The sequence below is a fragment of the Sphingobacterium sp. UBA5670 genome (assembly GCF_002420705.1).
Lineage (GTDB): Bacteria > Bacteroidota > Bacteroidia > Sphingobacteriales > Sphingobacteriaceae > Sphingobacterium.
In genome coordinates this window covers 104285-128451 of record NZ_DIIM01000013.1, presented here as the reverse complement: position 1 = coordinate 128451, position 24167 = coordinate 104285, and the positions used below count along the sequence as shown (strand labels likewise).

Below are 24167 nucleotides of genomic sequence, written 5' to 3'. Positions count from 1 at the left end.
GTTGAACAGATTTACCCGAATTGCTTTCAAAACAATATTGTGGATTATTGGAGTAATAATTGCGCTGGCTATTCTAATCGTATTCTTAATCAGACTACCTTCCGTCCAGAACTATATCGCTGGAAAAGTAACTCAATATGTAGAAGGAAAGATTGGTACTCCTGTAAAAATTGGCTATATCAATATTGATTTTCCTAAAAAACTGGTTTTAGAGGACATCTATTTAGCTGACCAAAGTAAAGATACTTTGGTTGCTGGAAAAAGCATAGCAGTGGATATCAACATGCTTAAACTTCTGAAAAACACAGTTGAAATTCAAAGTCTTGAAGCAGACGGAATTACTGCAAAAATTCGCCGTACGCTACCCGACAGCTCGTTCAACTTTGATTATATTATCAAAGCATTTGCCTCTCAAAAAGAAAGCAAACCAACGGCAGACAGCAGTTCAGCCCTCCTATTTAACTTAGATAAAGTCAAATTTGACAAATTTCACATTGTCTATGCCGATGATGTTATCGGAACCAGTGCCGATGTTTATCTCGGCAGCCTGAACACGAACATTAAGAAATTTGATCTCACAAAAAACATGGCCTTTAACCTCCCCAAAGTGAAGATTGATGGTTTGAGCGCCACAATAAAACAATGGCGGCCAGTCGCTGACGGGACAGCACCTTCTGTGAAAGACTTTGGGATTACTGACAAAACAGCACAGACAACGACATTACTTCCCGAGGTCGGTCTGCAAATTGCAGATCTGACCAATATCCTGATTCGTTATGAGGATCAATCCAGCCTATTGAATACCAAGTTTTACATCAAAAATCTGCACGCAGACATTAATAAGATCGACCTCAACAAAGAAATTGTTGACATTCAAACAATCAACCTGGATGGTTCGGATAATACGGTACTCTTTGGAAAGCTTCAGAAAAAGGCGATCAGCACGGAGAAAAACACAGCAGATACCAGCAAAGTAAACTGGGTTGTATCAGCCAAAGATATTCAGATCAATAAGACAAGCCTAGCTTACCGGGACGACAATCAGGCGCGTATGAAAGGCTTTGATTACTTCAACATGAAGATTCCAGGGATGAAAACCAGTCTCAACGATCTTTACTACAGTGCCGATTCTATCAGCGGCTCATTAAAAGAGCTCGTTGCTTCAGATCATTCTGGCTTTGTGATTAAGCAATTGAAGGGTGATTTTAAATATACGAATACCGGTGCGGAGATCAAAAATCTTTATGCAGAGACACCGCGTACTCTCCTGCGTGATTACATCAAAGTAACCTATCCTTCTTTGGATATTATCGCTAAAAAACCCGAACTACTTTACGTTAATGCAACAATCAAAAAGAGTCATGTAGATATGCGCGACATCTACTACTTTGCACCGTTTTTGGATACTATGCAGGTTATGAAACCCCTGATGGACAAAAAATTTGCAATAGATGGACGCGTCGTGGGAAAAGTTAATGATCTAAATATTCCAGCAATTGATTTTCAAACCCTGTCCAATACACGCGTCATTGCGAGTCTGCATTTAAAGGGACTACCCAACGTCGATAAAATGTCCATGGATCTCAATTTGAAAAAATTGACGACAGGACGTTCGGATATCGAAAAGCTGGTTTCAAAAAAGATGCTTCCAAGTGGAATAGAACTGCCGAATACCATCGGTCTTACCGGAACGTTTAATGGCGGGATGAGCGCTTTTAACACCAACCTGTCTTTGGTAACAGAGAAAGGAACGGCCAAGTTCAATGGTAAAGTTGGCATGATCGGCAGAGATACAACGTATGATGCTTATGTAAGCATCCGTGATTTTGATATCGGTAAGATCATGAAAATGGATAGTACATTGGGGATTCTTTCCTTTGAAGGAAAAATTAAAGGCCATGGTACCGATCCCAAGAAGCTTGTAGCTAACTTCGATGGTAAAGTAAACCGGATGGATGCGATGGGCTATCGTTATCAGAATATCGACATGAACCTTACCGCAGACAAAGGAGATATTAAAGCTTCTGTTGTCAGCCCTGATCCGAATATTCAGTTAAAATTGGATGCTACTGCCAACATGAAATCCAAGTATCCACAGGTGGATTTCGAACTTATGGTGGATACCATTAATCTTAAAAATTTAAAATTAATGGACGACGAATTCAAGTATCACGGTAAACTTGTCGGAAACTTTAGTTCAGCTGACCCTAATTTCCTGAACGGAGAAGCGCATATTACAAATTCATCTATTGTTTACAATGATGCTTATTACTCGCTAGACAGTATTTCACTGATTGCAAAAGCGGATACAAGCCGCAACTTACTACTTTTAAAATCAGACTTTCTCAATGCCCACTTAGTCGGAAAATACAAAATTTTAGAATTGCAGAATGCCATTCAAGACATCTTGCAGGTATATTACCAACCAGGCCAAGCTGTTAAAGTTCCCAAGTATGAGCCTCAGAGTATCGAGTTTTCGGCTCAATTGAACAGAACCAAATTTATCAAGGATTTCCTGCCAGAACTGACTGAAATGTCTGATATTACGTTGGATGGTATGTTCAACAGTCAATCAAAAACCATTCTCGCCAAATTGGATGCCCCCAAGATGATCTATAATGGTACCGAGATTAATAACGTTACCTTAGATATCAATACCCTGGACAGCACACTCTACTACTCGGCACTGATCAATAAAATCAAGGTGAGCAATATCGAATTGGTGAATACAGTATTCAGTGGGAAAGTCATCCAAAACAATTTAGACTTTGGACTTTGGATCAAAGATAAGAAAGAGAAAGAGCAGTATCATCTGGGCGCCAATATGCGTGTTGATAACGGCGCATTTGTTTTCAGTTTACTGCAAGATGGACTTATGCTGAATTACGACAAGTGGACAATCAATCCAAACAACGTTCTCAAATTCGGGAGTACAGGTATTCAGGCCAATGAGTTTATTTTAAGCAATAAAGGACAGGAGCTGAGTATATCATCACAAGATAGCGTACTCAATTCACCACTCAACATTGCATTTAAGAATTTCCGCATAGAGACTTTAAGTAAAATGCTCGAAAGTGAGACAATCGATCTTGGTGGCGGAGTAAACGGTCAAGCAACCATTTCACGTTTAGAAAGTAGCCCGGTATTTGTATCAGACCTGGTGATCGACAAGTTCTATATTGGAAAGGACACGGTTGGTAATGTCAACATTAAAGTGAATAATGAAAAAGAAAATACATATAATGCCAATATCAGCATCAGTGAAAATGGCAATAATGTTGTGTTAAGCGGTGATTTTGTCAATCCGCCCAAGGGAGAGGCAAGCTTAGATTTCACCTTAGATATTGCTCCGCTTACGATGCAAACGGTTCAAGCATTCAGCTTAGGGTATCTGAAAGATTCTAAGGGAAATCTGGAAGGTCAGTTAAAAATAACCGGATCACCTTCTAAACCGCTCATTAATGGCGATGTCAAGTTCAAGGAGGCACAATTCAATATTGCGATGCTAAATGCGCTCTTCAAAGCCAAAGACGAAACCATTCACTTGGATGAAAGAGGTATTACGTTCCCTAAATTTGCTCTAGAAGACAAAAAAGGAAATATTGCCAAAGTAACAGGGTCCATTGAGACCAAAACATACACTGATTTTGATTTTAACCTCAATATCAACACCGACAATTTTGAGGTACTCAATTCAACGCAAAGTGACAACGACATGTTCTATGGTAAAATGTATCTTACCTCCAACCTCCGTATAAGAGGAAATCTTGATAAGCCTGTCGTTGATGGAACAATCAAAGTATTGGACGATACAGACTTTACCTTCGTGATGCCAAATGAGGATCCGGGAATGGCAGACCGCAAAGGCGTTGTTGAATTTGTGGATAAAAGTGACACCACTAGAGCTAATGTATTTGCTAAATTGGATTCCATGACTGTAACCCGATTAACGGGAATGGATGTGGATCTTAATCTTCAAACGGATAAAGACGCTAAGTTTAAGATACTCTTGGATGCGGGTTCACAGGACGCCCTGAATATTCAAGGTGAAGCGGAGCTGAACGCAGGTATTGATGCGAGTAGTAAAATTACACTTTCAGGTACCTTCACCGTAGACAAAGGTAGTTACTCGTTCAGTTTTGGCCCAGTGAAAAAAGACTTTACTTTCCGCAAAGGCAGTACCATCACCTGGAACGGTGATCCATTGGATGCACAGCTCAATATTACAGCAGCATATACGACGAAAGCTCCCACACTGGAACTTGTCGCCACGCAGCTGGGATCGGAAAATGCAAACCTGTACAAGCAACGTATACCATTCAACGTATTATTGAAAATAACGGACAAATTGTTCCAGCCGCAACTTAATTTTGATATCGATCTGGACGAAAATAACTCTGTCGTTTCCCAGGATGTGATCAGCAAAGTCAATAATGCCCTGACCACTTTACGTGAAAATCCTTCGGAACTCAACAAACAGGTATTTTCACTGATCGTGTTGGGACGCTTTATGTCGACCAATCCGTTTGAGAGTTTATCTGGTGGTGGTGGTACCGAAGCCATTGTTAGAAATAGCATCAGTTCATTCCTAAGCGGTCAATTGAACCGCCTTGCCTCCGAGCTTATCACAGGAGTAGAATTGGATTTCAACCTGACTTCGGAAGAGGATTACGCTACTGGAGCCGGACAAACCCGGACCGATCTGAATATCGGGGTATCTAAAATGCTCTTAAACGACCGGTTAAAAATTACTGTAGGTTCTAATTTTGAAGTTGAAGGAAATACACGTCCGGGAGAAACAGCCAATAATATTGCTGGGGATATCCAATTGGATTATCAACTTTCGCAAGATGGCCGCTATTTTGCGCGGGTGTATCGTAAAAATCAATATCAAGTTACACTCCAGGGACAATATGTTGAGACAGGTATCGGATTTATCATCAATATGGATTACAACAGATTTAAGGAAATCTGGATGAGTTCGAAAAAACTCAAAGAGTACTATGACACCAATAGCAAAGGTTTCAGAAAACGCTTTGATGTGGAACGTATGGAAACCGATTCGGTCTATCGGGACAGTGTACGCACGGTCATTCGGGACAGTTTGATGATCCACAGCCCTGAGTACAGAAAACGCATAGAAGATAGAGAAAAAGAGAAACGTAAACAACAGCTGGACTCCACTAAAAGTACGCCGAAAAGCGATAGTCCAAAATCAAATTTAGATACGATCAGAACCACAGCGATAAAAAATGAAGATGAAGAAAGGAGTTATCATGCAGGCTAAACTAAAATATATTATTGGAATAGTTTCCCTGGCTGCGTTTATAGCTTCCTGTTCTTCCACCAAGAACTTGAAAGAAGGTGAAAGCTTATACGTGAAGGGCAATGTCATTGTCGATTCGGATACCATTTCAAAAGAAAATAAGGAAAAGATTGCGACCCATCTAGAAGCAGCGCTGATGCCCAAGCCTAATAAACGGCTGGCTGGGGTACCATTCAAGTTGTACTTCAACAATATGGCCGGAGATTCCGCAGGGAAGAACATCATCAAAAAATTCTTTAAGAAAATCGGTGAAGAACCGGTGTTATTGAGTGATGTCAATCGCGAGTACAATGAAAATCTATTGCGCAATCGCTTGGAGAATTTCGGTTTCTTTAATGCAGAAGTAAAATCCGACACCTTAGTTGAAAACAAAAAAGCAACGATCAACTATACAGCCAAGCCCAATCTGATCTACCGAATACGATCGGTTAAATTTGATATTGACAGCACGACGCAACTGGGTAAAGACATCCGTTCAAGTTCTGACAAAAGTCTATTACAGGTGGGTAAGAACTACAGCTTAGATGTTATCCTAAATGAGCGTGACCGCATTGATAATGACCTCAAGAATAAAGGGTATTATTATTTCAGTCCCGACTACATCCTTGTTCAGGTGGACAGTTCCAATCGGAACAACAGGGTCGACATGTATGTTACAGTGAAGAAGGAAACACCGGCACAGGCGAGGGTTCCCTCAAAGATCAATAAAATCTACATTTACCCCAACTACACAGAAACAAGCACGGGTTATCAAAGGTCTACCCGTAATGCAGAATTGTATGATAGCAGCTATTACTTTATAGACCGCCAGCATCTTTATAGAAAGCCTGTTATCGCGAATCATATTTTCTTCCACCCCGGTGATGTATACAATCGTAACGCGCATAACCAGACCATCAGTCATCTCGTGAACCTCAATAGCTGGAAATTTGTTAAAAACAATTTTGTAGACAGCAAAGAGGTGCCGAATGCATTAGATGTCTATTATTACCTAACACCGTTACCAAAAAAATCACTTCGGGTAGAACTTTTGGGAAAAATGGCTTCGGTGTACAATGGTACCGAGGTCAATGTCAACTGGACTTTACGTAATGCGTTTAAAGGCGCAGAGCAATTAAGTTTTAATGTGTTCGGAGGTTATGAAACGCAAACAGGTGGATCTGCGGATCTCAATTCGAGTTATTATCGCTACGGGATGGAGGCTACTTTAACCTTCCCACGCATATTATCCCCCTTTGGGAGGATTTCACCTACACGACGTTTTATCCCGAAGACTTATGTAAAAGGCCGCTATGAATTTTTAAATCGCCGTAAAGCCTATACCCTCAACTCCATCGCACTGGATTACGGTTATATCTGGCAAGAGTCGGAGGAAAAGCAGCACGATCTTGCTTTAATGGAGATTACCTATGTCCAACCTAAAGGCATTTCGGAAAATTACCAAAAGCAAATGGATACTATTCCGGCCTTAAGACATGCTATCGACCCACAATTTACGATTGGTCCAAACTACAACTTCACGTTTCAAAATACGATGAAGCAGCATCTGAAAAACACCTTTTATTTCAAAGGCAATCTGGATCTATCGGGAAATATACTCGGATTGATAAAAGGAGCAGATTTCAATAAAGGAAAAACCTTCAAATTGTTTGATGCCTATTTCTCCCAATATATCAAGATCAGTGGTGACGGCAGGCACTATCTCAAACTATCCGAGAATTCGCAGCTTGCATCACGGGTCAGTCTGGGCTTAAGTTATTCCTATGGCAACTCGCGCTCTCTCCCCTATTTAAAACAATATTATGTGGGTGGCCCAAATAGTATCCGTGCCTTTGGTGCCCGTGCGATCGGCCCCGGAACTGTAGCTCCCGAAAAATTAAGCAATGGACTCTTCTATGCCGACCAGACGGGTGATATTAAACTCGAACTAAATACGGAATATAGAGCCAAACTGGCGGGCTTTGTGCACTGGGCTGCCTTCATTGATGCGGGGAACGTATGGTTACAGCGAGAGGATGTCAACAAACCGGGCGGCAAGTTCAGCAAGAACTTTTTAAATGAATTAGCCGTTGGTGGTGGAGCAGGACTGCGCTTCGACTTTACTTTCTTAATCATCCGTACAGATATGTCAATACCGTTCCGTATCCCCTATCTGCCCAAAGGAGAGCGTTGGGTGTTTAAGGATATTGACTTTGGAAGTTCAAAATGGCGCAAGGATAACTTGATGTTCAACTTAGCCATCGGATATCCTTTCTAGGCTACGGGATTTGATTTACAAGATAAAATAAGCGGCTTGAAGGAATTTCGAGCCGCTTTTTTATGACTATTTAGTGGTTGATTGCTGTCATTGCACCGTTTTAACAGGCGCCGTTCTCCCGAACAAATTGAGGTCGTATTGCTTATGTCAAAAAACGAGTTATTCCTACGAAATACATTGATTTACTGACAATAATTCATTAAATTCAAGAATTATTTACTAATCCACATAAATGCACATGAAATATCCAAGCGAGAAAATAGTCCAGGCATTCTTGAAAGTAGACTGGATATTTCATATGGCCATAAAACCGCCGAAGGCAGCATGAATTCTTAAGCGGAAAAATTAGCTCATGAATAAACAAATAATTTACATATGAAAGTAACTATTGTTGGTGCAGGAGCTGTAGGAGCAACTACAGCGGACAATTTAATCCGTCGAAACGTCGCCGAAGAGATTGTATTATTGGATATTAAAGAAGGGTTTGCGGAAGGCAAAGCGCAAGATATGGCACAAACCGCAGCTTTATTGGGGTTTGAGTCTAAAATCAAAGGAGTAACCAATGACTATCTGTCAACTGCAGGTTCTACTGTTGCCGTCATTACCTCGGGGATTCCACGGAAACCAGGGATGACACGCGAAGAATTAATTGGAACAAATGCAAATATTGTTAAGTCGGTTGTAGAAAACTTAGTTAAATATTCGCCAGACATTATTATTGTTATCGTTTCCAACCCAATGGATACCATGACTTACCTAGCGCTGAAATCAAGCGGACTGCCTAAAAATAGGATTATTGGTATGGGGGGGACATTGGATTCGGCCCGATTCAAATATCAGTTGAGTGAAAAACTGAATGCTTCTGCAGCGGACCTCAATGCCATTGTCATTGGTGGCCATGGAGATACAACAATGATTCCACTTATCAAGCACTCCACGTGGAACAGCATTCCGGTAACGGATTTCCTTACAGCAGAAGAGCAGGAGGAAATTGTACATAAAACCATGGTGGGCGGAGCAACACTGACTAGTCTAATTGGAACTTCGGCTTGGTATGCTCCCGGAGCGGCAACCGCTGCAGTTGTCGAAAGCATCGTCCGCGATCAAGGTAAATTATTTACGGCTTCCGTCTATCTGGAAGGTGAATTTGGCCAGGAAGATATTAATCTTGGCGTACCAGTAATCATCAATAAAAAAGGATGGGACCGGATCGTACCCCTAAAATTGGATGAAGAGGAAAAAGAAAAATTCAGCAAAAGTGCAGATGCCGTACGTACAATGAATAATGTACTCAAAGAAATTAATGCTTTGTAATCCATAAAATAACAAATATTAAGAAAGGCTATTATTCCATGAGTAATAGCTTTTTTTCTGAAAGTGCCTGTTTTCAAAGGCCATCAAGAACTTTCATGCCTGTTGTTGATCCAAAGGAATCATCAAAGTTTTTTTGAAATTACCTGTTTCCTGATCTTTTTCTCATTAAAGTATCGATGAGCCCGCAACACTTGTTTTATTGACCAGAAAGAACCTTCAGTCCGCTTTACCTAATATGGTTGGGAAAAATGAAGCAGCAAAAAACATAGATCTGACAGACAAATTCCAGTTCCTTGTATAAACTCATTACCATGTTTAAAATTTCTTTTTTAAGGGAATTTTTGGGTATGTTTGGAGATATGACAACAGTACCATTTCAATTATTGGATTTGCAAGGCCAGGGCACACACATTTTAGTTGATGTAGAAATATATAATCGTTCGTTCAAGATGGTGATTGATACTGGGGCTTCTAAAACTGTATTTGATAAAACACAATTGGGCCATCTTTTGGAAGACCAATTGCAGCTTGAACCTTCTGAAACATTGTCGACAGGACTTGGCACCAATTCAATGGAGAGTTTTAATATGAAAATTCCAAGTCTGAAAATAGGCGAATGGCAGATAAAAAAATTGAATACTGCGGTGCTGGATTTAAGTTCAATCAACTATGCCTATCAGCAAATGGATCTAGATCCTGTAATCGGGGTATTGGGTGGAGATATTTTTGCCGATTATGGTGCCGTCATTGATTATGCCAACCGTACATTAAAATTAAGAACCCGAAAATTAAAACTTAAATAGCCGCTTATGAATATGGAGCCGCAGATAGCTATAATAAACTATCGCGATCAGTATTCCCAATCCACCCATAACGTATAGTGTTGCCCTGAGGCCGCAATAGCTTGCTAAGGAGCCAATCATCAATGTACCGATGGGGAAAATTCCCTGAAAAGCCATAACGTAATAAGAGATAGCGCGAGCCCGATAGATCGGTATGGCATGCGTCTGAATATAGGTATTGATACTGGAGTTTTGCATCATCATGGCAAAAGATACCAGCATCACATAGACAAGTGCCATTTCAAGCATGCTTGAATGTGCCAAAAACAATAACGCTATTCCCATAAGTGCTGCAGCCCCCATAACTTGATAACGCAAATTCGTTCCCGATTTTAAACGGGCCATATTAAATGCACCGATCATTGCGCCTAATCCGGCTGCACTTTCAAACCAGGAGAAAGTACGCTCATCGCCATGAAACATTTCTTTTGCTATGGCGGGCAGCAACGAAGTATAAGGAATAACAATCAAGCTGGAGAAGGTCATGATAATAATGAGTGAGGAGATATGCGGGGACCTTTTAAGGTATCGAAAACCTTCGACCAAACCTTCCCAATTACTTCCTTTACTCAGCTGAACATGTGTTTCATCCACCTGCATCATCAATAGTGTAACAATGACCGGAACGAAACTGATAAAGTTGAGGGCAAAACAGACAAGTTCACCATACGTACTCAGTAAAATCCCTCCTATTGCAGGCCCTAGCATTCGTGCGCCATTGAAAATGGTGGAATTGAGCGCTATGGCATTTGGCAGATCTTTTCGGTCCCCGACCAAGTACATCATCAGCGACTGACGGCCTAAAACGTCAAATGAATTAATCACCCCTTGTATAAGTCCCAATGCGGAAAGCCATAAGACACTTTCCCATTTTAGATAAACAACTAAAGTCAAAATCCCAGCCTGTATCATCAGACCAATCTGGGTCAGCAAAACCAACTTATATTTCTTATGCTTATCAACAAAACTCCCAATAAATGGTGATAAAACTAATGAAGGCAATAAGGAGATAAACTGAACAAAGCCGAGCCAAAAAACGGATCCCGTCAATTCGTAGACAAGCCAACTGATCGCTATGCGTTGCATCCAAGTTCCCATCAAGGAGATTGCTTGTCCTATAACATGTAAACGGAAATTTCTATAATGAAGAGAACGAAAAACCTGCATACTTAAAGATAATACTATATTACAAAGTATAACAAAAAATTCGGAGAAGAGATTCGCTTTTGCAAAAATAATGGTGCAATTGATTAAAATCGATGCTTCAATACTGGAATATAATCAATAACTTTACATCATTATTTTGGACATTATAATAATCAAATAATTACCATTCAATAACATACACAATGAAATTTTTTATTGACACAGCGAACCTAGAACAAATCAAAGAAGCCCAAGACTTAGGCGTATTAGACGGTGTAACAACCAATCCAAGTTTAATGGCTAAAGAAGGTATTAGCGGTGACGAAAACGTAATCAACCATTATAAAGCGATCTGTGCAATCGTTGATGGCGATGTAAGTGCTGAAGTTATTTCTACAACTTATGAAGAAATGATTAAAGAAGGAGAAGCGTTAGCAGCTCTTGACAGCAAGATTGTTGTAAAAGTCCCTATGATCAAAGATGGCGTAAAAGCAATTAAATATTTCAGTAAAAAGGGTATTAAAACAAATTGTACATTGGTATTTACAGCTGGTCAAGCACTATTGGCAGCTAAAGCTGGTGCAACCTATGTATCTCCTTTCATCGGTCGTTTGGATGATATTTCTACCGATGGATTAGCACTGATCGAAGATATTCGTTTAATCTATGATAACTACAACTATCCTACACAAATTTTAGCAGCTTCTGTACGTCACAGTGCACACATTTTAGGATGTGCTAAAATTGGTGCGGATGTGATGACAGGTCCATTGTCAGCGATCGTAGCCTTATTGAAACACCCATTGACAGATAGCGGTCTGGCGACGTTCTTAGCAGATCATGCTAAAGCTGCCGGCAAATAAGATCTCTCTATTTTCATATAGCATTGAAAAACCGATAAGTAAGATGACATGAATCTTAAACTTATCGGTTTTCTTAATTTTAATAGATTCCGTATTTTTGTATTATCAAAAGCATATTTGCATAATTGAATCAAATCGTATCAGTTCAATATGTATATGTTTAAAGGGAAAAATGCGATGAATAAATTCGCGGGGCAGTTTTTTAAACTTGCAAATAAAAGTAAATTTCTCTTAGTTTGTATTTGATCTAAGGCTTAACGAAAGAAACCCATGGAAGATTCCAACACTGTATATCCAGAAATCCTCAAACGAAATAGTTTAAAGGTTACCCAGCCACGGCTAAAGGTTCTTGAAATTATTTCGAGAAAAGATTCGGCTATTTCACAGCCCGAACTGGAAAAATTACTGGGCAAGGACATTGACCGTGTCACATTATACCGCGTATTGGCCAGTTTTGAAGAGAAAGGGATTATCCATAAAATCTTTGACTTACATGGCACGGCAACTTATGCCATGTGTTCTACAAACTGTTCGGAACATGATCATCATGATCAGCACGTACATTTTATTTGCCGGGTATGCAATTCTGTATACTGTCTGGAAGATATGACCTTACCAAAAGTATCGATTCCAGAGGGCTTTAGTCTTGAAGCCATCGCTGTAAATGCACTTGGCGTGTGCAATCATTGCAAAAAATAAATCAGGCTGTACGAATCCAAAACTATTTATCGGCTGAACTGTCTATACATTGGCTATCGGAAGATGCTCCGTTTAGCTCGTTATTGTCGTGCCAGATGCTGTTTTTTTTCGTACCTTGTATAAACATCGATCTTGATGTGCAGCACGGTCATGCCCCTTGATAAAAACTGGTTTGCCGAAATCCATTATCGTCATCAGTTAAAGGGATTAAAGCGGCTGTCGCAGATTGACAAAGATAAAATTAATAATAATTGGGTGAAACGCAGACGCAAGCAATACAGAGATAAGAAACACGTATTGTTTACCCGAGCACCCATCAGCTAGTTAGAAAAAATAAATAGATGAAAACAAGAAAAGAGAATCCATATAAGGAGGTCTTAACACAATTGATCATCGATATCTTCGAGAAATCAGGCAACAAGCCCCTCAACTATAAACAAGTTTCGTCTAAATTGAACCTTACAGATAACGATTCGAAAGTCGCTATAGCCGATATTTTACATGATAATGTAAGAAACGGGCTTTTTATTGAGGTCGATCGAGGCAAATTTAATTTGAAGCAACTTAAGGTGTATGTCACAGGAAAAGTAGATATGACTGCCGACGGCTCTGCTTACGTGATTCCTGACGATGAATTTGAAAACGATATTTATATCGCTCCACGCAAACTGAGACAGGCACTCCATGGTGATATTGTCAAGGTTCATACCTTCGAGAAAAGAAAAGGCGGCCGCAAAAAAGAGGGTGAAGTCGTCGAAATCCTGCAAAGGGCCAAGACCGATTTTACAGGAACGATCAGCATCTCCAATAATTTTGCGTTTTTTATTGCAGATGACCGCAAGATGCTACACGACATTTTTATTCCATTGGACAATTTGAATGGAGCCAAGGATAAAGAAAAGGTCGTGGTCTCGATTATCGACTGGCCGAGCGGAAGCAAAAATCCTGTCGGAACGGTGAAACACGTTTTGGGTACCAAAGGTGAAAATAACACCGAGATGAACGCCATCTTGGCCGACTATGGTTTCCCATTGGAGTTTCCTAAAAAAGTAGAGGATGAAGCGAATAAAATTCCAGAAGAAATAAGCAAGGAAGAAATTGCCAAGAGACGTGATTTTAGAAACATTACGACTTTTACCATTGACCCGGCGGATGCAAAAGATTTCGATGATGCCATCTCTTTTCAAAAATTGGAAAATGGCAACTATGAAATTGGTGTTCACATTGCGGATGTTTCGCATTTTGTGATACCTGATACAGAATTGGACAAAGAAGCATTCAACCGCGGTACATCCGTCTATTTGGTAGACCGTGTTATACCTATGCTTCCGGAGCGCCTTTCCAATGGTGTCTGTTCGTTACGTCCGCATGAAGATAAACTTTGTTTTTCGGCTGTTTTTGAATTGGACGAAAAAGCCAATGTGCACCATCAATGGTTCGGCCGCACGATTATCCATTCAGACCGCCGTTTCAGTTATGAAGAAGCGCAGGAGGTAATCGAAACAAAATCGGGAGATTTCAGTGCAGAGATCTTAAAATTAAATGAACTGGCTTATATTCTGCGGGAGCGTAAGTTTAAAAATGGTGCCATAGCTTTTGAAAGTGAAGAGGTAAAATTCACGTTGGATGAAAATGGCAAACCCACGGGCGTATATACCAAAGTCCGTAAGGATGCACATAAACTGATTGAAGATTTTATGCTATTGGCGAACCGTAAAGTTGCCGAGTTTATTGGCAAACAAGGCCGTGGTAAAAACAAGCTAACATTTGTGTATCGTTTCCACGATGTACCTAATCCGGAGACGCTAACGACCTTCTCTCAATTTGCAGCACGGTTTGGCCATAAATTGACTATCAAAACAGATAAAGAAACTGCTAAATCTTTAAATGCGCTGATGACGAAGATAGAAGGTAGCAAAGAGCAAAATATGCTGACTTCACTTGCGGTACGTTCGATGGCCAAAGCGATCTATACGACAAAGAAGACAAGTCACTATGGACTTGCATTTGATTATTACACCCATTTCACCTCTCCTATCCGTCGTTATCCCGATGTGATGGTACACCGTCTTTTACAATTCTATCTGGAGGGCGGTACCAAGATCAATGCGGAGCATTACGAGAAAATGGCCGAACATTCTTCCCAAATGGAGAAAAAAGCGGCTGAGGCCGAACGTGCATCAATCAAATACAAACAGGCAGAATACTTGCAGGATCAGATTGGTACCGAATATACGGGTATTGTCTCGGGTGTTACCGAATGGGGTATGTATGTGGAGATTGAGGAAAACAAATGTGAAGGTATGGTCAGACTGCGGGATATCACCGATGACTTTTACGTGCTTGACGAGAAGAACTATGCGATCATTGGCCAGCGGAAGAAAAAGAAATTCCAATTGGGTGATGAAGTTCAGATCCGTGTGAAGAAAGTGGATCTGGATAAGCGTCAGATTGATTTTACGTTGCTTTCATAATATAAATCCAATTCACTAAAAAGCCCGAATCCATATACTGATTCGGGCTTTTTAGTAAATATGTAGAGGAACCTATTGTTTCGTTCCATCAAAAGAATATTCCAACTGTCCTGCTTCCGTTCTTTCCGCCAAAAAAGTTAGGCCTTTATTTTCAAAGGTGAAGATAAATTGACCTTGAGGCTCATTTGGAAGAGCTTGAATCGAGATATTATAGTTATTGGAAACCTGGATCTCTCTTACAGGAAGCTTTAGATCGGCATTTTGCGCGCTAACTTTAACTTTATTATCGCTAACCTTGCTAACTACCAATATTTGATTGAAGACTTCGGCACCACCAATAATCTTAATTTTACCTTTATATGTACCTATAGCTGCATCAATGCTTCCGCCGGTTTGCATAGGTTCATCTTTATCCTTTGAACATCCAACAAAAGCGAAGGTTACCAAGGCCAATACCACCGCATACATTAATTTCATTTTGATTTTCATAACTTGAATACATTAATTTGTTTCTATTAAATATTTATACGTTTTTAACAAACGCTTTGCCAAACAGAACGCAAAGACATGCAAAGCAAGCAATATACTCAGAAACCAGTAGAAGATAAATTTCAGGCAAAAGACGGTTTTTAAAGAATATTACGCAGAGAAAGAACAGTTTACAGTAGATAAGGTTAAAAACATATTCTCACACAGCGAGCGGCCGTCCGGCCATCCTACGACCGTCCCTATTTGTGTACATAACCAGCCGCTATACCTCAACTATTCAATTCAACAACATCTCACGGTCCACCAGGGGCCTATAGGTATTATTCCCTAGAAAAATATTAGGCTCCTGCGCAAATAGGATAAATCATCTTAAATAAATTGATCTAACCGCCCAGGTGCCGTAAATCAAGAAAGATATGGAGCGTCTCTTTTACCACGACGCAAACGGAGTGACAGTATAAGAAAAAAAGACAAGGGCTTATCAAAAAATAATCTAAATTTTATACACTAACTATTTCATATTCAAAAGGGAATCAGTATCTTTGCGAACTTAAAATAATTTAGGTATAAAATTTATAAACAAAAACAGGTAAATGCCTACTATTCAACAATTAGTTAGAAAAGGTAGAGTAGCTCTGGTTGATAAGAGTAAGTCACCAGCGTTGGACTCATGTCCACAGCGAAGAGGTGTATGTACACGTGTATATACTACTACCCCTAAAAAACCAAACTCAGCAATGCGTAAAGTAGCTCGTGTACGTTTAACAAACGGTAAAGAGGTTAACGCTTACATCCCTGGAGAAGGTCACAACTTACAAGAGCACTCGATCGTATTGATCCGTGGTGGTCGTGTAAAAGATTTACCAGGTGTACGTTACCACATCATCCGTGGTGCATTAGATACTTCAGGTGTAGCAGGTCGTAACCAACGTCGTTCTAAATATGGAACTAAGCGTCCTAAACCAGGACAAGCAGCTGCAGCTCCAGCAAAAGGTAAAAAGAAATAATTAAACGGAGGAAAGAAAAATGAGAAAGTCAAAACCGAAAAAGAGAATCATTTTACCTGATCCAAAGTTTAATGACGTTCAGGTAACACGTTTCGTAAATAACATGATGGTAGATGGTAAAAAATCTATCGCTTATGATATTTTTTACGATGCAGTAGAATTAGTAGAACAAAAAACACAAGAAAGCGGTCTAGAAGCTTGGAAAAAAGCTTTGAACAACGTTATGCCTGCTGTTGAAGTTAAATCACGCCGTGTTGGTGGTGCTAACTTCCAAGTTCCTATGGAAGTTCGTCCAGACCGTAAAATCGCATTGGGTATGAAATGGTTAATTTCATACGCTCGTAAACGTGGTGAAAAAACAATGTTCGAAAAATTAGCGGGAGAAATCATTTCAGCTTCTAAAGGTGAAGGTGCTGCTGTTAAGAAGAAAGAAGATACGCACAAAATGGCGGAAGCTAACAAAGCGTTCTCACACTTCAGATTCTAATTTTGAAGACATTCAAAAAAATATGATTACACCGACCTCCGATAAAAGAATACTCCTTTATCAAGGTCGGTGTACTTATTTAACATTACATTTAAACACACAAGGCCATTTATGGCCAGTTGCTTAAAAATATTATGGCAAGAGATTTAAAATTCACTAGAAATATCGGTATCGCTGCCCACATCGATGCTGGTAAAACTACAACAACTGAGCGTATCCTTTATTACTCAGGTGTAAACCACAAAATTGGTGAGGTTCACGAAGGTGCTTCAACAATGGACTGGATGGAGCAAGAGGCTGAGCGTGGTATCACGATTACTTCTGCTGCAACAACAGTATTCTGGAACTACCGTAACAACAAATACCAAGTAAACGTAATCGATACTCCTGGACACGTGGATTTCACGGTTGAGGTGAATCGTTCTTTACGTGTATTAGACGGATTAGTATTCTTGTTCTCTGCGGTTGATGGTGTTGAGCCTCAATCAGAGACTAACTGGAGATTGGCTGATAATTACAAAGTACCTCGCATTGGTTTCGTTAATAAAATGGACCGTTCAGGTGCTGACTTCTTAAAAGTTGTTGGTCAAGTAAAATCAATGTTAGGTTCTGATGCTGTCGCTCTACAATTGCCTATCGGTGCGGAAGATACCTTCCAAGGTGTCGTTGATTTGATCAACAACCGTGGTATTATCTGGAATGAGCACGATAAAGGTATGACCTTTACTGAAGTTCCAATTCCTGCGGATATGTTGGACGAAGTTGCTGAATACCGTGAGAAATTATTGGAAGCTGTTGCTGGTTATGATGAGACTTTGATGGAGAAATTCTTCGAAGATCCTAATTCATTAACTGAGCGCGAAATCTTAGATGCTTTACGTAAAGCAGTATTGGATAACGCAATCGTTCCTATGGTTTGTGGTTCATCTTTCAAAAACAAAGGTGTTCAAACCATGTTGGATCTTGTAATGGAATTATTGCCTTCACCTCTTGACATTGATGCTGTAAAAGGTACAAACCCTGATACAGGTGAAGAAATCTTCCGTAAACCATCTGTAAACGAGCCTTTCGCAGCTTTAGGTTTCAAAATTGCAACTGACCCATTCGTAGGTCGTTTATGTTTTATCCGTGCTTACTCTGGTAAATTAGATGCAGGTTCTTATGTATTGAACACTCGTTCAGGAAACAAAGAGCGTATCTCTCGTATCTTCCAAATGCACGCGAACAAACAAAACCCTATCCCTTTCATCGAGGCTGGTGATATCGGTGCTGTTGTTGGTTTCAAAGACATCAAAACTGGTGATACACTTTGTGACGAAAAAGCGCCTATCGTATTAGAGTCTATGACTTTCCCTGAGCCAGTAATTGGTTTGGCGATCGAGCCTAAAACTCAAGCTGACGTGGATAGATTAGGTATCGGTCTTGGTAAATTGGCTGAAGAGGATCCTACATTCGTTGTAAAAACGGATGAAGAAACTGGTCAAACAGTTATCTCTGGTATGGGTGAGCTTCACTTAGAGATCTTGATCGACCGTTTGAAACGTGAATTCAAAGTTGAGGTTAACCAAGGTGCTCCTCAAGTATCATACAAAGAGTCTATCAACGGTACTACTGAGCACCGTGAGGTATTCAAAAAACAATCAGGTGGTCGTGGTAAATTCGCGGATATCAAAGTTGTTATTTCTCCGGCGGACGAAGATTTCGATTTAACAAAATCACCTCTTCAATTCGTTAATGAAATCGTTGGTGGTAAAATTCCTAAAGAATTTATCCCTTCAGTTCAAAAAGGATTTGAAACTTCAATGAAAAATGGTGTATTAGCAGGATTCCCATTATCAGGAATGAAAGTTCGTTTGATTGATGGTTCATTCCACGCTGTCGATTCAGATTCATTGTCTTTCGAATTAGCTGCTCGTCAAGCATATCGTGAAGGATTACCTAAATGTTCTCCAGTGTTAATGGAACCAATTATGAAAATAGAGGTTTTAACACCAGAAGAAAACATGGGTGATGTCATGGGTGACTTAAACCGTCGTCGTGGTCAAATGCAAGGTTTGGATTCACGTAACGGTGCTCAAGTAATCAAAGCATTGGTTCCACTTTCTGAGATGTTCGGTTACGTAACTCAATTACGTACAATCACTTCAGGTCGTGCAACATCTACAATGGAATTTGATCACTTTGAAGAAGCTCCTCGTAACGTTGCTGAAGAGGTGATTGCAAAATCAAAAGGTAAAATCAAAGGTTCTGTAGAATAATATAGAATAAAGATAAGGGAACAAAGAAGAAGGACCTTTCGTCTTTTCTCTTTGTTCTTTCAAAAAAGTAAACACCGATTGCTAGTTGTGAATAGCTCTAATTAGCAATCATTTTAAATAAATAAAAATGAGCCAAAGAATCAGAATTAAATTGAAATCTTACGATTACAATTTGGTTGACAAATCAGCTGAAAAAATCGTAAAAACAGTAAAACCTACAGGTGCAGTTGTTAGTGGTCCTATTCCATTGCCTACTGAGAAAAAAATCTATACGGTATTACGTTCACCACACGTTAACAAAAAGGCACGTGAGCAATTCCAATTGTGTGCTTACAAAAGATTGTTGGATATCTATTCATCAAACGCTAAAACTGTTGACGCATTGATGAAACTTGAATTGCCTTCAGGCGTTGAAGTAGAAATCAAAGTGTGATAGATTTCAGTAACTGAAAAAAAGAAGGGCCTTTCGTAAGAAAAGCCCTTTTTATTTTTATTTTTTAGCCTAAATCTATAACTGATAACCGATTCCAATTGAAAATACACGATTCTTTAATGAACCTCCCTCAGCCCCAGCCATATCAACTAGACCTAGGCCATACCCACCATTAATCAAAAAGCCGTTGGATAGACGATAACCGGCTAAAAAGTTAATTCCTGCATCAAAACGTTTCAATTTATTATCTCCAAAACCAACATCGATCTTCACATTCTCTGCTTTAGCTTTAGCGGACAGCCCTAATCCCGCATATGGTCCAGCTCCTAAGAAAACGCTTCCAGAATTTCCAGTTAAAATGCTGTACACAAAATTGACGGGTAATTCTAGATACATTAAGTCTAATTTCACATTATCTCCCAATTCTTCGTAGTCAATAAGTGTCAATCCTTTCCCCCCTTTACCTTGAAGCGACAAACCAGGTTGGATAGAAAAATTATTCGCTAAAGGAGCATCTAAGTAACCCGTCAGATAAAACGATGTCGATGATTCTGTCGAAACAGATACACTTCCTAGTGACGCGGTCATCTTAGGAAAAGTTGCACCAGCCTTAAAACCATAGGAAGTCTGTGCTTTTGCCCCGGCAATAAAACATAGTACCGCAGCGATTGAGAGTAATTTTCTTTTCATTAAATAATAAATTATATATAAAACGAAAATAGAATAAAATATTTTGAAATACAACAGCAAAATAGTTACCCATCTATTAAATGATCAGGTATATATCGATAACTTACTCAACCTGATATCCAAACCTCTTGAACATATGGAAGTTATTCTTTAGCCTTTACCTATGCCGTCTAACCGAGCTACTCCAATCTTATTTCCAACGATCTGCGTTTAACATGCCTAACTAAATTGAATTTGGACATTAGCTCAAATTTCAATTTAATGATATATTTCGTATTACACGTTCGCTGCTAAGACAATTACGACTTCGTCTCGTTCTCTTCTATAATTTTCTTCTCAACCGGGTTTAACGTATCAAATAAATCCTTATATACTTCATCCTTACTATCTTCTTCCCCTAACAGAAATCCCCAAGGTTTAAGTTCTTTGATCCGGTCCATCACAATCTTAACGATAGCTAGAATTGGTATAGCCAAAAACATACCTGAGATCCCCCATATCATCTCACCAATGATAATGGAGAGCATAGCAAACAGGGAATTGACTTTCACCTTAGAACCAACAATCTTCGGCACGATGAAATTGCTGTCTATCATATGCACAACAATAAGGGCAATGATCACCAAGACGACATGGGTAAAAGAGGATGTAGCAAAAGTCAGAATGGCGATGATAAGCATAGAGGAGAAAATACCTACATAAGGCAATACATTAAAAACTCCTGTAATTAAAGCCAACAGCAGGCTATATTTTACCCCAATCAGCGACAGGACAATAAAGACTAAAAGCGAAACCAGACTCATTTGGATCAGTAAGCCAATAAGATACTTCTTGACGACATACTGAACCTGTTTTATTACATCGACAACAATTGGCCTGTCCTCAACACGGTTGACAAATAAGAGAAATTTAACCACATGCCCTCTATAGATAAGCAAGAAAAATGTGTATAGAAAAGTAAAAACAAACAGAATGAACATGGATGAAAGGGAAACCAATGCTGTCCCCAGAAATAAAGTTCCCGAATCCACAGACTTCGATGCTGTTTTATTAATAAAGTCAATCTGATCTTTATGCTGGATTCCAAATTGGTGGCTCACCCAAGTCTGCAAATTGCTCACACCGTCCATGATCTGTTGTTTAAAAGCCGGAAAATCCTCTTTAAGAAGCGTAAGCTGAGAGGCTAACAGAAAAAGTCCGTACCCGAGAACACCGAAAAACAAAATAACACTTATTATACCTGACAATGTTCTTGGAAACCGCAGCTTCTGTTCCAAAAAATTGCTTAGCGGAATCAACAGCAGGGAAAACAGTAAGCCCAAAATCATAGGAATCACGATCGTATCCCCTATTTTTGCTAAATACCCCAGTAAAATGATACTAATAAGTACACAGGCCAACTTGACATAAAAGGGCAAAGGAAGAAATCTTTTCATACTGCAATCTTTTGAATAAAAATAACAATTTCGGTTGACTTAAGTTTAATCCAATAAAAAAGTCCCCACAAATGCAGGGACTTCTTCCTCATAATAAGTTTAAGTACTTATATTTCTTATAGTCCAAATCCGATACCGACAGACCAAACGCGGTTTTTAGTTGAAAGGTTAGATACCGGAGACAAATTTGTTAAGCCAAGTCCGTAACCTGCATTGATCTGAAAACCATTAGATAATTGATAACCTGCCAGGAAATTCACTCCAAAATCAGTACGTTTTAACTCATCACCATCCCCACTACCAAATTCTACATCCTGTTCCGTTTTTACACCACCGATATTCTGTTTATTTTTACCACTTAATGCAAACCCAACATACGGACCCGCACCGATAAAGAAATTACCTGATCCACCAGTAGGTAATTTAGCAACTAAATTGACTGGAATATCTAAAGACATAATGCTTTGTTTTAGTTCAAGAGCGTTATTACCTTCACCCTCCGACCATTTCCCGCCTTTATTTTGTAAAGACAAGCCTGGCTGAATAGAGAAATATGGAGATACAGGCGCATCCAAATAACCTGTTACAAAAAAGCCTGTGTTAGACTCGGAACTTCCGTTCTCAAATGAATATTTAGGAATATTTACACCCGCACGTAGTCCGTATCCCAATCCACCTTGTGCAAAGGCTCCCAATGAACCAAATAAAATTGCTGCAGATAATAATAATTTTTTCATGTTCCCTAATTTAATTACTTTCTTTTTTCCTCATTTAATCCCATGATTTCCTGTATGAGATTTATTACAGTCCCTTTTGCAATATCTATTCCAAAATACATAAGCCTTTAATTTCCACAGCAAAACATCAGGAAAAAGTCGCGAAACCGGATTTTCCATTGTCCTTTAAAAGATACAGTCAGCCGAATACTTTTCAACTTTTGCACGCTCACGAATACGATTCGATACGGTCTATATTGTCTATTGCCAATCACATTTAGACATCAAAAGTTCATTGGCTATTTTTGAAGGAAGACAGTTGGAATATTTCAAATGAAAATTGGCTAAGTGTCCCCACAATGAAAATACTTCCTTGGTTTTCAGATTAATGCCCAAAAACACAAAAGTTTTATCACAAAGATTTTTTAATTCCAATTATAAGTTTTATTTTTGCAGACCTTCAAAAGGAAAAAAATAGGGTCGGATGGCCGAGTGGCTAGGCTGAGGTCTGCAAAACCTCCTACAGCGGTTCGAATCCGCTTCCGACCTCGTTTTATTTTAAACAATAAAAATATTATCAAAATGGGAGTTACACGTTTAAAAAGAAAAGATAGAAGAAATAAAACTGTTTCACGTGTTGAAGTTCAGTTTTTGAAATTAGGAACTAACGTAGAATTAGGTTCTAGATCAAAAATGAAAGCTAGCAACCAAATCGTTAAAAACGATGCTATCTTAAATCAATTAGCTGCAGAAGCTAAATAGTAAGAAGAATTTAATAGCCTTTAAAGTACTACTTTAAAGGCTTTTTAATAGGTCCACCATTTGGTGGACTTTTTGTTTTGAGCTCATCCACTGTGCCTCATCCATTCCATTGACCTGAGTCTGATTAAACTCCATCTTCGAAACATGCAATTCTTTAGCAGAACTATGTATGGCAACTGCTCCGGTCTCCTTTAAAATATGAACTATATTAGAAGCATCTACACCCGCACCGGGCATAATTACGATCCGTCCATTTGCCTGCTGAATCAACTGTTTCAGCAATGGTACTCCTGCCAAAGCGGAGTTCTGCAGGCCTGATGTCAAAATACGATCTATACCAATCTCAATAACATCTTCCAATGCACGGAAAGGGTCTTCCACCCGATCAAAAGCGCGATGAAAGGTGACATGCATTGGTCGGGCAGCTTCCACCAACCGTAGGGTATTTACTTTATCTACCGTCCCATCTGCATTCAGAATACCTATCACGACACCATCAATTCCCAATTCCTTACACAATTGGACATCAGCTATCATTTCTAATATCTCCGCTTCTGTATAGAGAAAATCACCACCACGCGGTCTAATAAGAACATGAATACCAATATCCACCAATTCCCGCACCAACTGCAACTGACCAAACGAAGGGGTAGTCCCTCCATTTTCCAAATTTTGACAAAACTCTACTCGAGTTGCTCCTCCTTGCTGCGCTTCAATCGCCGAGCCTACAGAATTTGAACATATCTCTAATTGGTAATTTCCAATTGCCTTTTCCTTCATCTGATTCTATTTATAAGCTATTTTTCGTTTACGCGAATAACGTAAAAAAAAAGCAAATTACCTACTTTATCCACTGCTATTAAAGTAGCCTAAATAACCAAATAATTAAAATCTAACACTTCCACTTCAAAAGATTCTCAGCAACCAGACTTTACAATTGAATTTTGGAAACATAAAACATTAGGCTC

The 24167-nt window shown here is 39.4% G+C and carries 18 protein-coding genes and 1 tRNA gene; 13 read left to right on the top strand and 6 right to left on the bottom strand.

What is annotated here, in order from left to right; genetic code table 11:
- Position 1: 1 nt before the first annotated feature.
- From B3C94_RS11370 to B3C94_RS11355, 4 genes are all read left to right on the top strand, one after another.
- Positions 2-5287: a translocation/assembly module TamB domain-containing protein gene (locus B3C94_RS11370; RefSeq protein ID WP_293903612.1), complete on the top strand. Its 5286-nt coding sequence runs from the start codon at positions 2-4 to the stop codon at positions 5285-5287.
- Positions 5253-7583, top strand: a complete 2331-nt coding sequence (locus tag B3C94_RS11365) for a BamA/TamA family outer membrane protein (RefSeq protein WP_293903609.1) — start codon at positions 5253-5255, stop codon at positions 7581-7583. Before B3C94_RS11370 ends, B3C94_RS11365 begins: the two co-directional genes overlap by 35 nt.
- A 375-nt stretch (positions 7584-7958) precedes the next feature.
- Positions 7959-8897, top strand: a complete 939-nt coding sequence (locus B3C94_RS11360) for a malate dehydrogenase (protein ID WP_293903606.1) — start codon at positions 7959-7961, stop codon at positions 8895-8897.
- A 311-nt stretch (positions 8898-9208) separates the two neighbouring features.
- The gene (locus B3C94_RS11355) at positions 9209-9700 is read left to right on the top strand and encodes a retropepsin-like aspartic protease (RefSeq protein WP_293903603.1); all 492 of its coding nucleotides are present in this window, start codon (positions 9209-9211) and stop codon (positions 9698-9700) included.
- Here B3C94_RS11355 and B3C94_RS11350 read toward each other — a convergent pair.
- Entirely contained in the window at positions 9686-10906 is a 1221-nt protein-coding gene (locus tag B3C94_RS11350; protein ID WP_293903600.1) for an MFS transporter, read from the bottom strand. The genes B3C94_RS11355 and B3C94_RS11350 overlap by 15 nt on opposite strands.
- Before the next feature lie 182 nt (positions 10907-11088).
- Here B3C94_RS11350 and fsa point away from each other — a divergent pair, with 182 nt between their 5' ends.
- The 3 genes from fsa to rnr all read left to right on the top strand — a co-directional run bounded on the left by fsa (position 11089) and on the right by rnr (position 14921).
- Positions 11089-11748, top strand: coding sequence for a fructose-6-phosphate aldolase (gene fsa, locus B3C94_RS11345; RefSeq protein ID WP_070562966.1), 660 nt, complete (start codon positions 11089-11091; stop codon positions 11746-11748).
- Positions 11749-12018: 270 nt separating this feature from the next.
- Positions 12019-12447, top strand: coding sequence for a Fur family transcriptional regulator (locus B3C94_RS11340; RefSeq protein WP_209581612.1), 429 nt, complete (start codon positions 12019-12021; stop codon positions 12445-12447).
- A gap of 341 nt (positions 12448-12788) precedes the next feature.
- Complete coding sequence (gene rnr / locus B3C94_RS11335) at positions 12789-14921, top strand: ribonuclease R (RefSeq protein WP_293903595.1); 2133 nt, start codon at positions 12789-12791, stop codon at positions 14919-14921.
- Between the two features lie 72 nt (positions 14922-14993).
- Here the strand turns inward: rnr and B3C94_RS11330 are convergent, their stop codons facing one another.
- Positions 14994-15410 carry a hypothetical protein gene (locus B3C94_RS11330; RefSeq protein WP_293903592.1) on the bottom strand — a complete coding sequence of 139 codons (417 nt, stop codon included), beginning with the start codon at positions 15408-15410 and terminating at the stop codon, positions 14994-14996.
- Between the two features lie 593 nt (positions 15411-16003).
- On the opposite strand from B3C94_RS11330, the gene rpsL reads away from it, so the two are divergent.
- The 4 genes from rpsL to rpsJ all read left to right on the top strand — a co-directional run bounded on the left by rpsL (position 16004) and on the right by rpsJ (position 19595).
- Complete coding sequence (rpsL, locus tag B3C94_RS11325) at positions 16004-16417, top strand: 30S ribosomal protein S12 (protein WP_002993550.1); 414 nt, start codon at positions 16004-16006, stop codon at positions 16415-16417.
- Between the two features lie 19 nt (positions 16418-16436).
- Complete coding sequence (rpsG, locus tag B3C94_RS11320; RefSeq protein WP_172396610.1) at positions 16437-16904, top strand: 30S ribosomal protein S7; 468 nt, start codon at positions 16437-16439, stop codon at positions 16902-16904.
- Positions 16905-17038: 134 nt separating this feature from the next.
- Positions 17039-19162: an elongation factor G gene (gene fusA / locus B3C94_RS11315; protein WP_293903584.1), complete on the top strand. Its 2124-nt coding sequence runs from the start codon at positions 17039-17041 to the stop codon at positions 19160-19162.
- Positions 19163-19289: 127 nt separating this feature from the next.
- Complete coding sequence (gene rpsJ, locus B3C94_RS11310) at positions 19290-19595, top strand: 30S ribosomal protein S10 (RefSeq protein ID WP_028070501.1); 306 nt, start codon at positions 19290-19292, stop codon at positions 19593-19595.
- Positions 19596-19670: 75 nt separating this feature from the next.
- Here the strand turns inward: rpsJ and B3C94_RS11305 are convergent, their stop codons facing one another.
- From B3C94_RS11305 to B3C94_RS11295, 3 genes are all read right to left on the bottom strand, one after another.
- On the bottom strand, positions 19671-20285 hold the full coding sequence (locus B3C94_RS11305; protein WP_293903581.1) for a porin family protein: 615 nt from the start codon (positions 20283-20285) through the stop codon (positions 19671-19673).
- Positions 20286-20584: 299 nt separating this feature from the next.
- Complete coding sequence (locus B3C94_RS11300; RefSeq protein WP_293903578.1) at positions 20585-21721, bottom strand: AI-2E family transporter; 1137 nt, start codon at positions 21719-21721, stop codon at positions 20585-20587.
- A 116-nt stretch (positions 21722-21837) separates the two neighbouring features.
- Positions 21838-22458, bottom strand: coding sequence for a porin family protein (locus B3C94_RS11295; protein WP_293903575.1), 621 nt, complete (start codon positions 22456-22458; stop codon positions 21838-21840).
- 457 nt (positions 22459-22915) lie between these two features.
- On the opposite strand from B3C94_RS11295, the gene B3C94_RS11290 reads away from it, so the two are divergent.
- Positions 22916-22986: transfer RNA gene (locus tag B3C94_RS11290), tRNA-Cys, on the top strand.
- A 33-nt stretch (positions 22987-23019) separates the two neighbouring features.
- Entirely contained in the window at positions 23020-23199 is a 180-nt protein-coding gene (locus B3C94_RS11285; RefSeq protein WP_077437607.1) for a spore protein, read from the top strand.
- A gap of 33 nt (positions 23200-23232) precedes the next feature.
- Here the strand turns inward: B3C94_RS11285 and B3C94_RS11280 are convergent, their stop codons facing one another.
- Positions 23233-23979: a copper homeostasis protein CutC gene (locus B3C94_RS11280; protein ID WP_293903569.1), complete on the bottom strand. Its 747-nt coding sequence runs from the start codon at positions 23977-23979 to the stop codon at positions 23233-23235.
- Positions 23980-24167 lie beyond the last annotated feature (188 nt).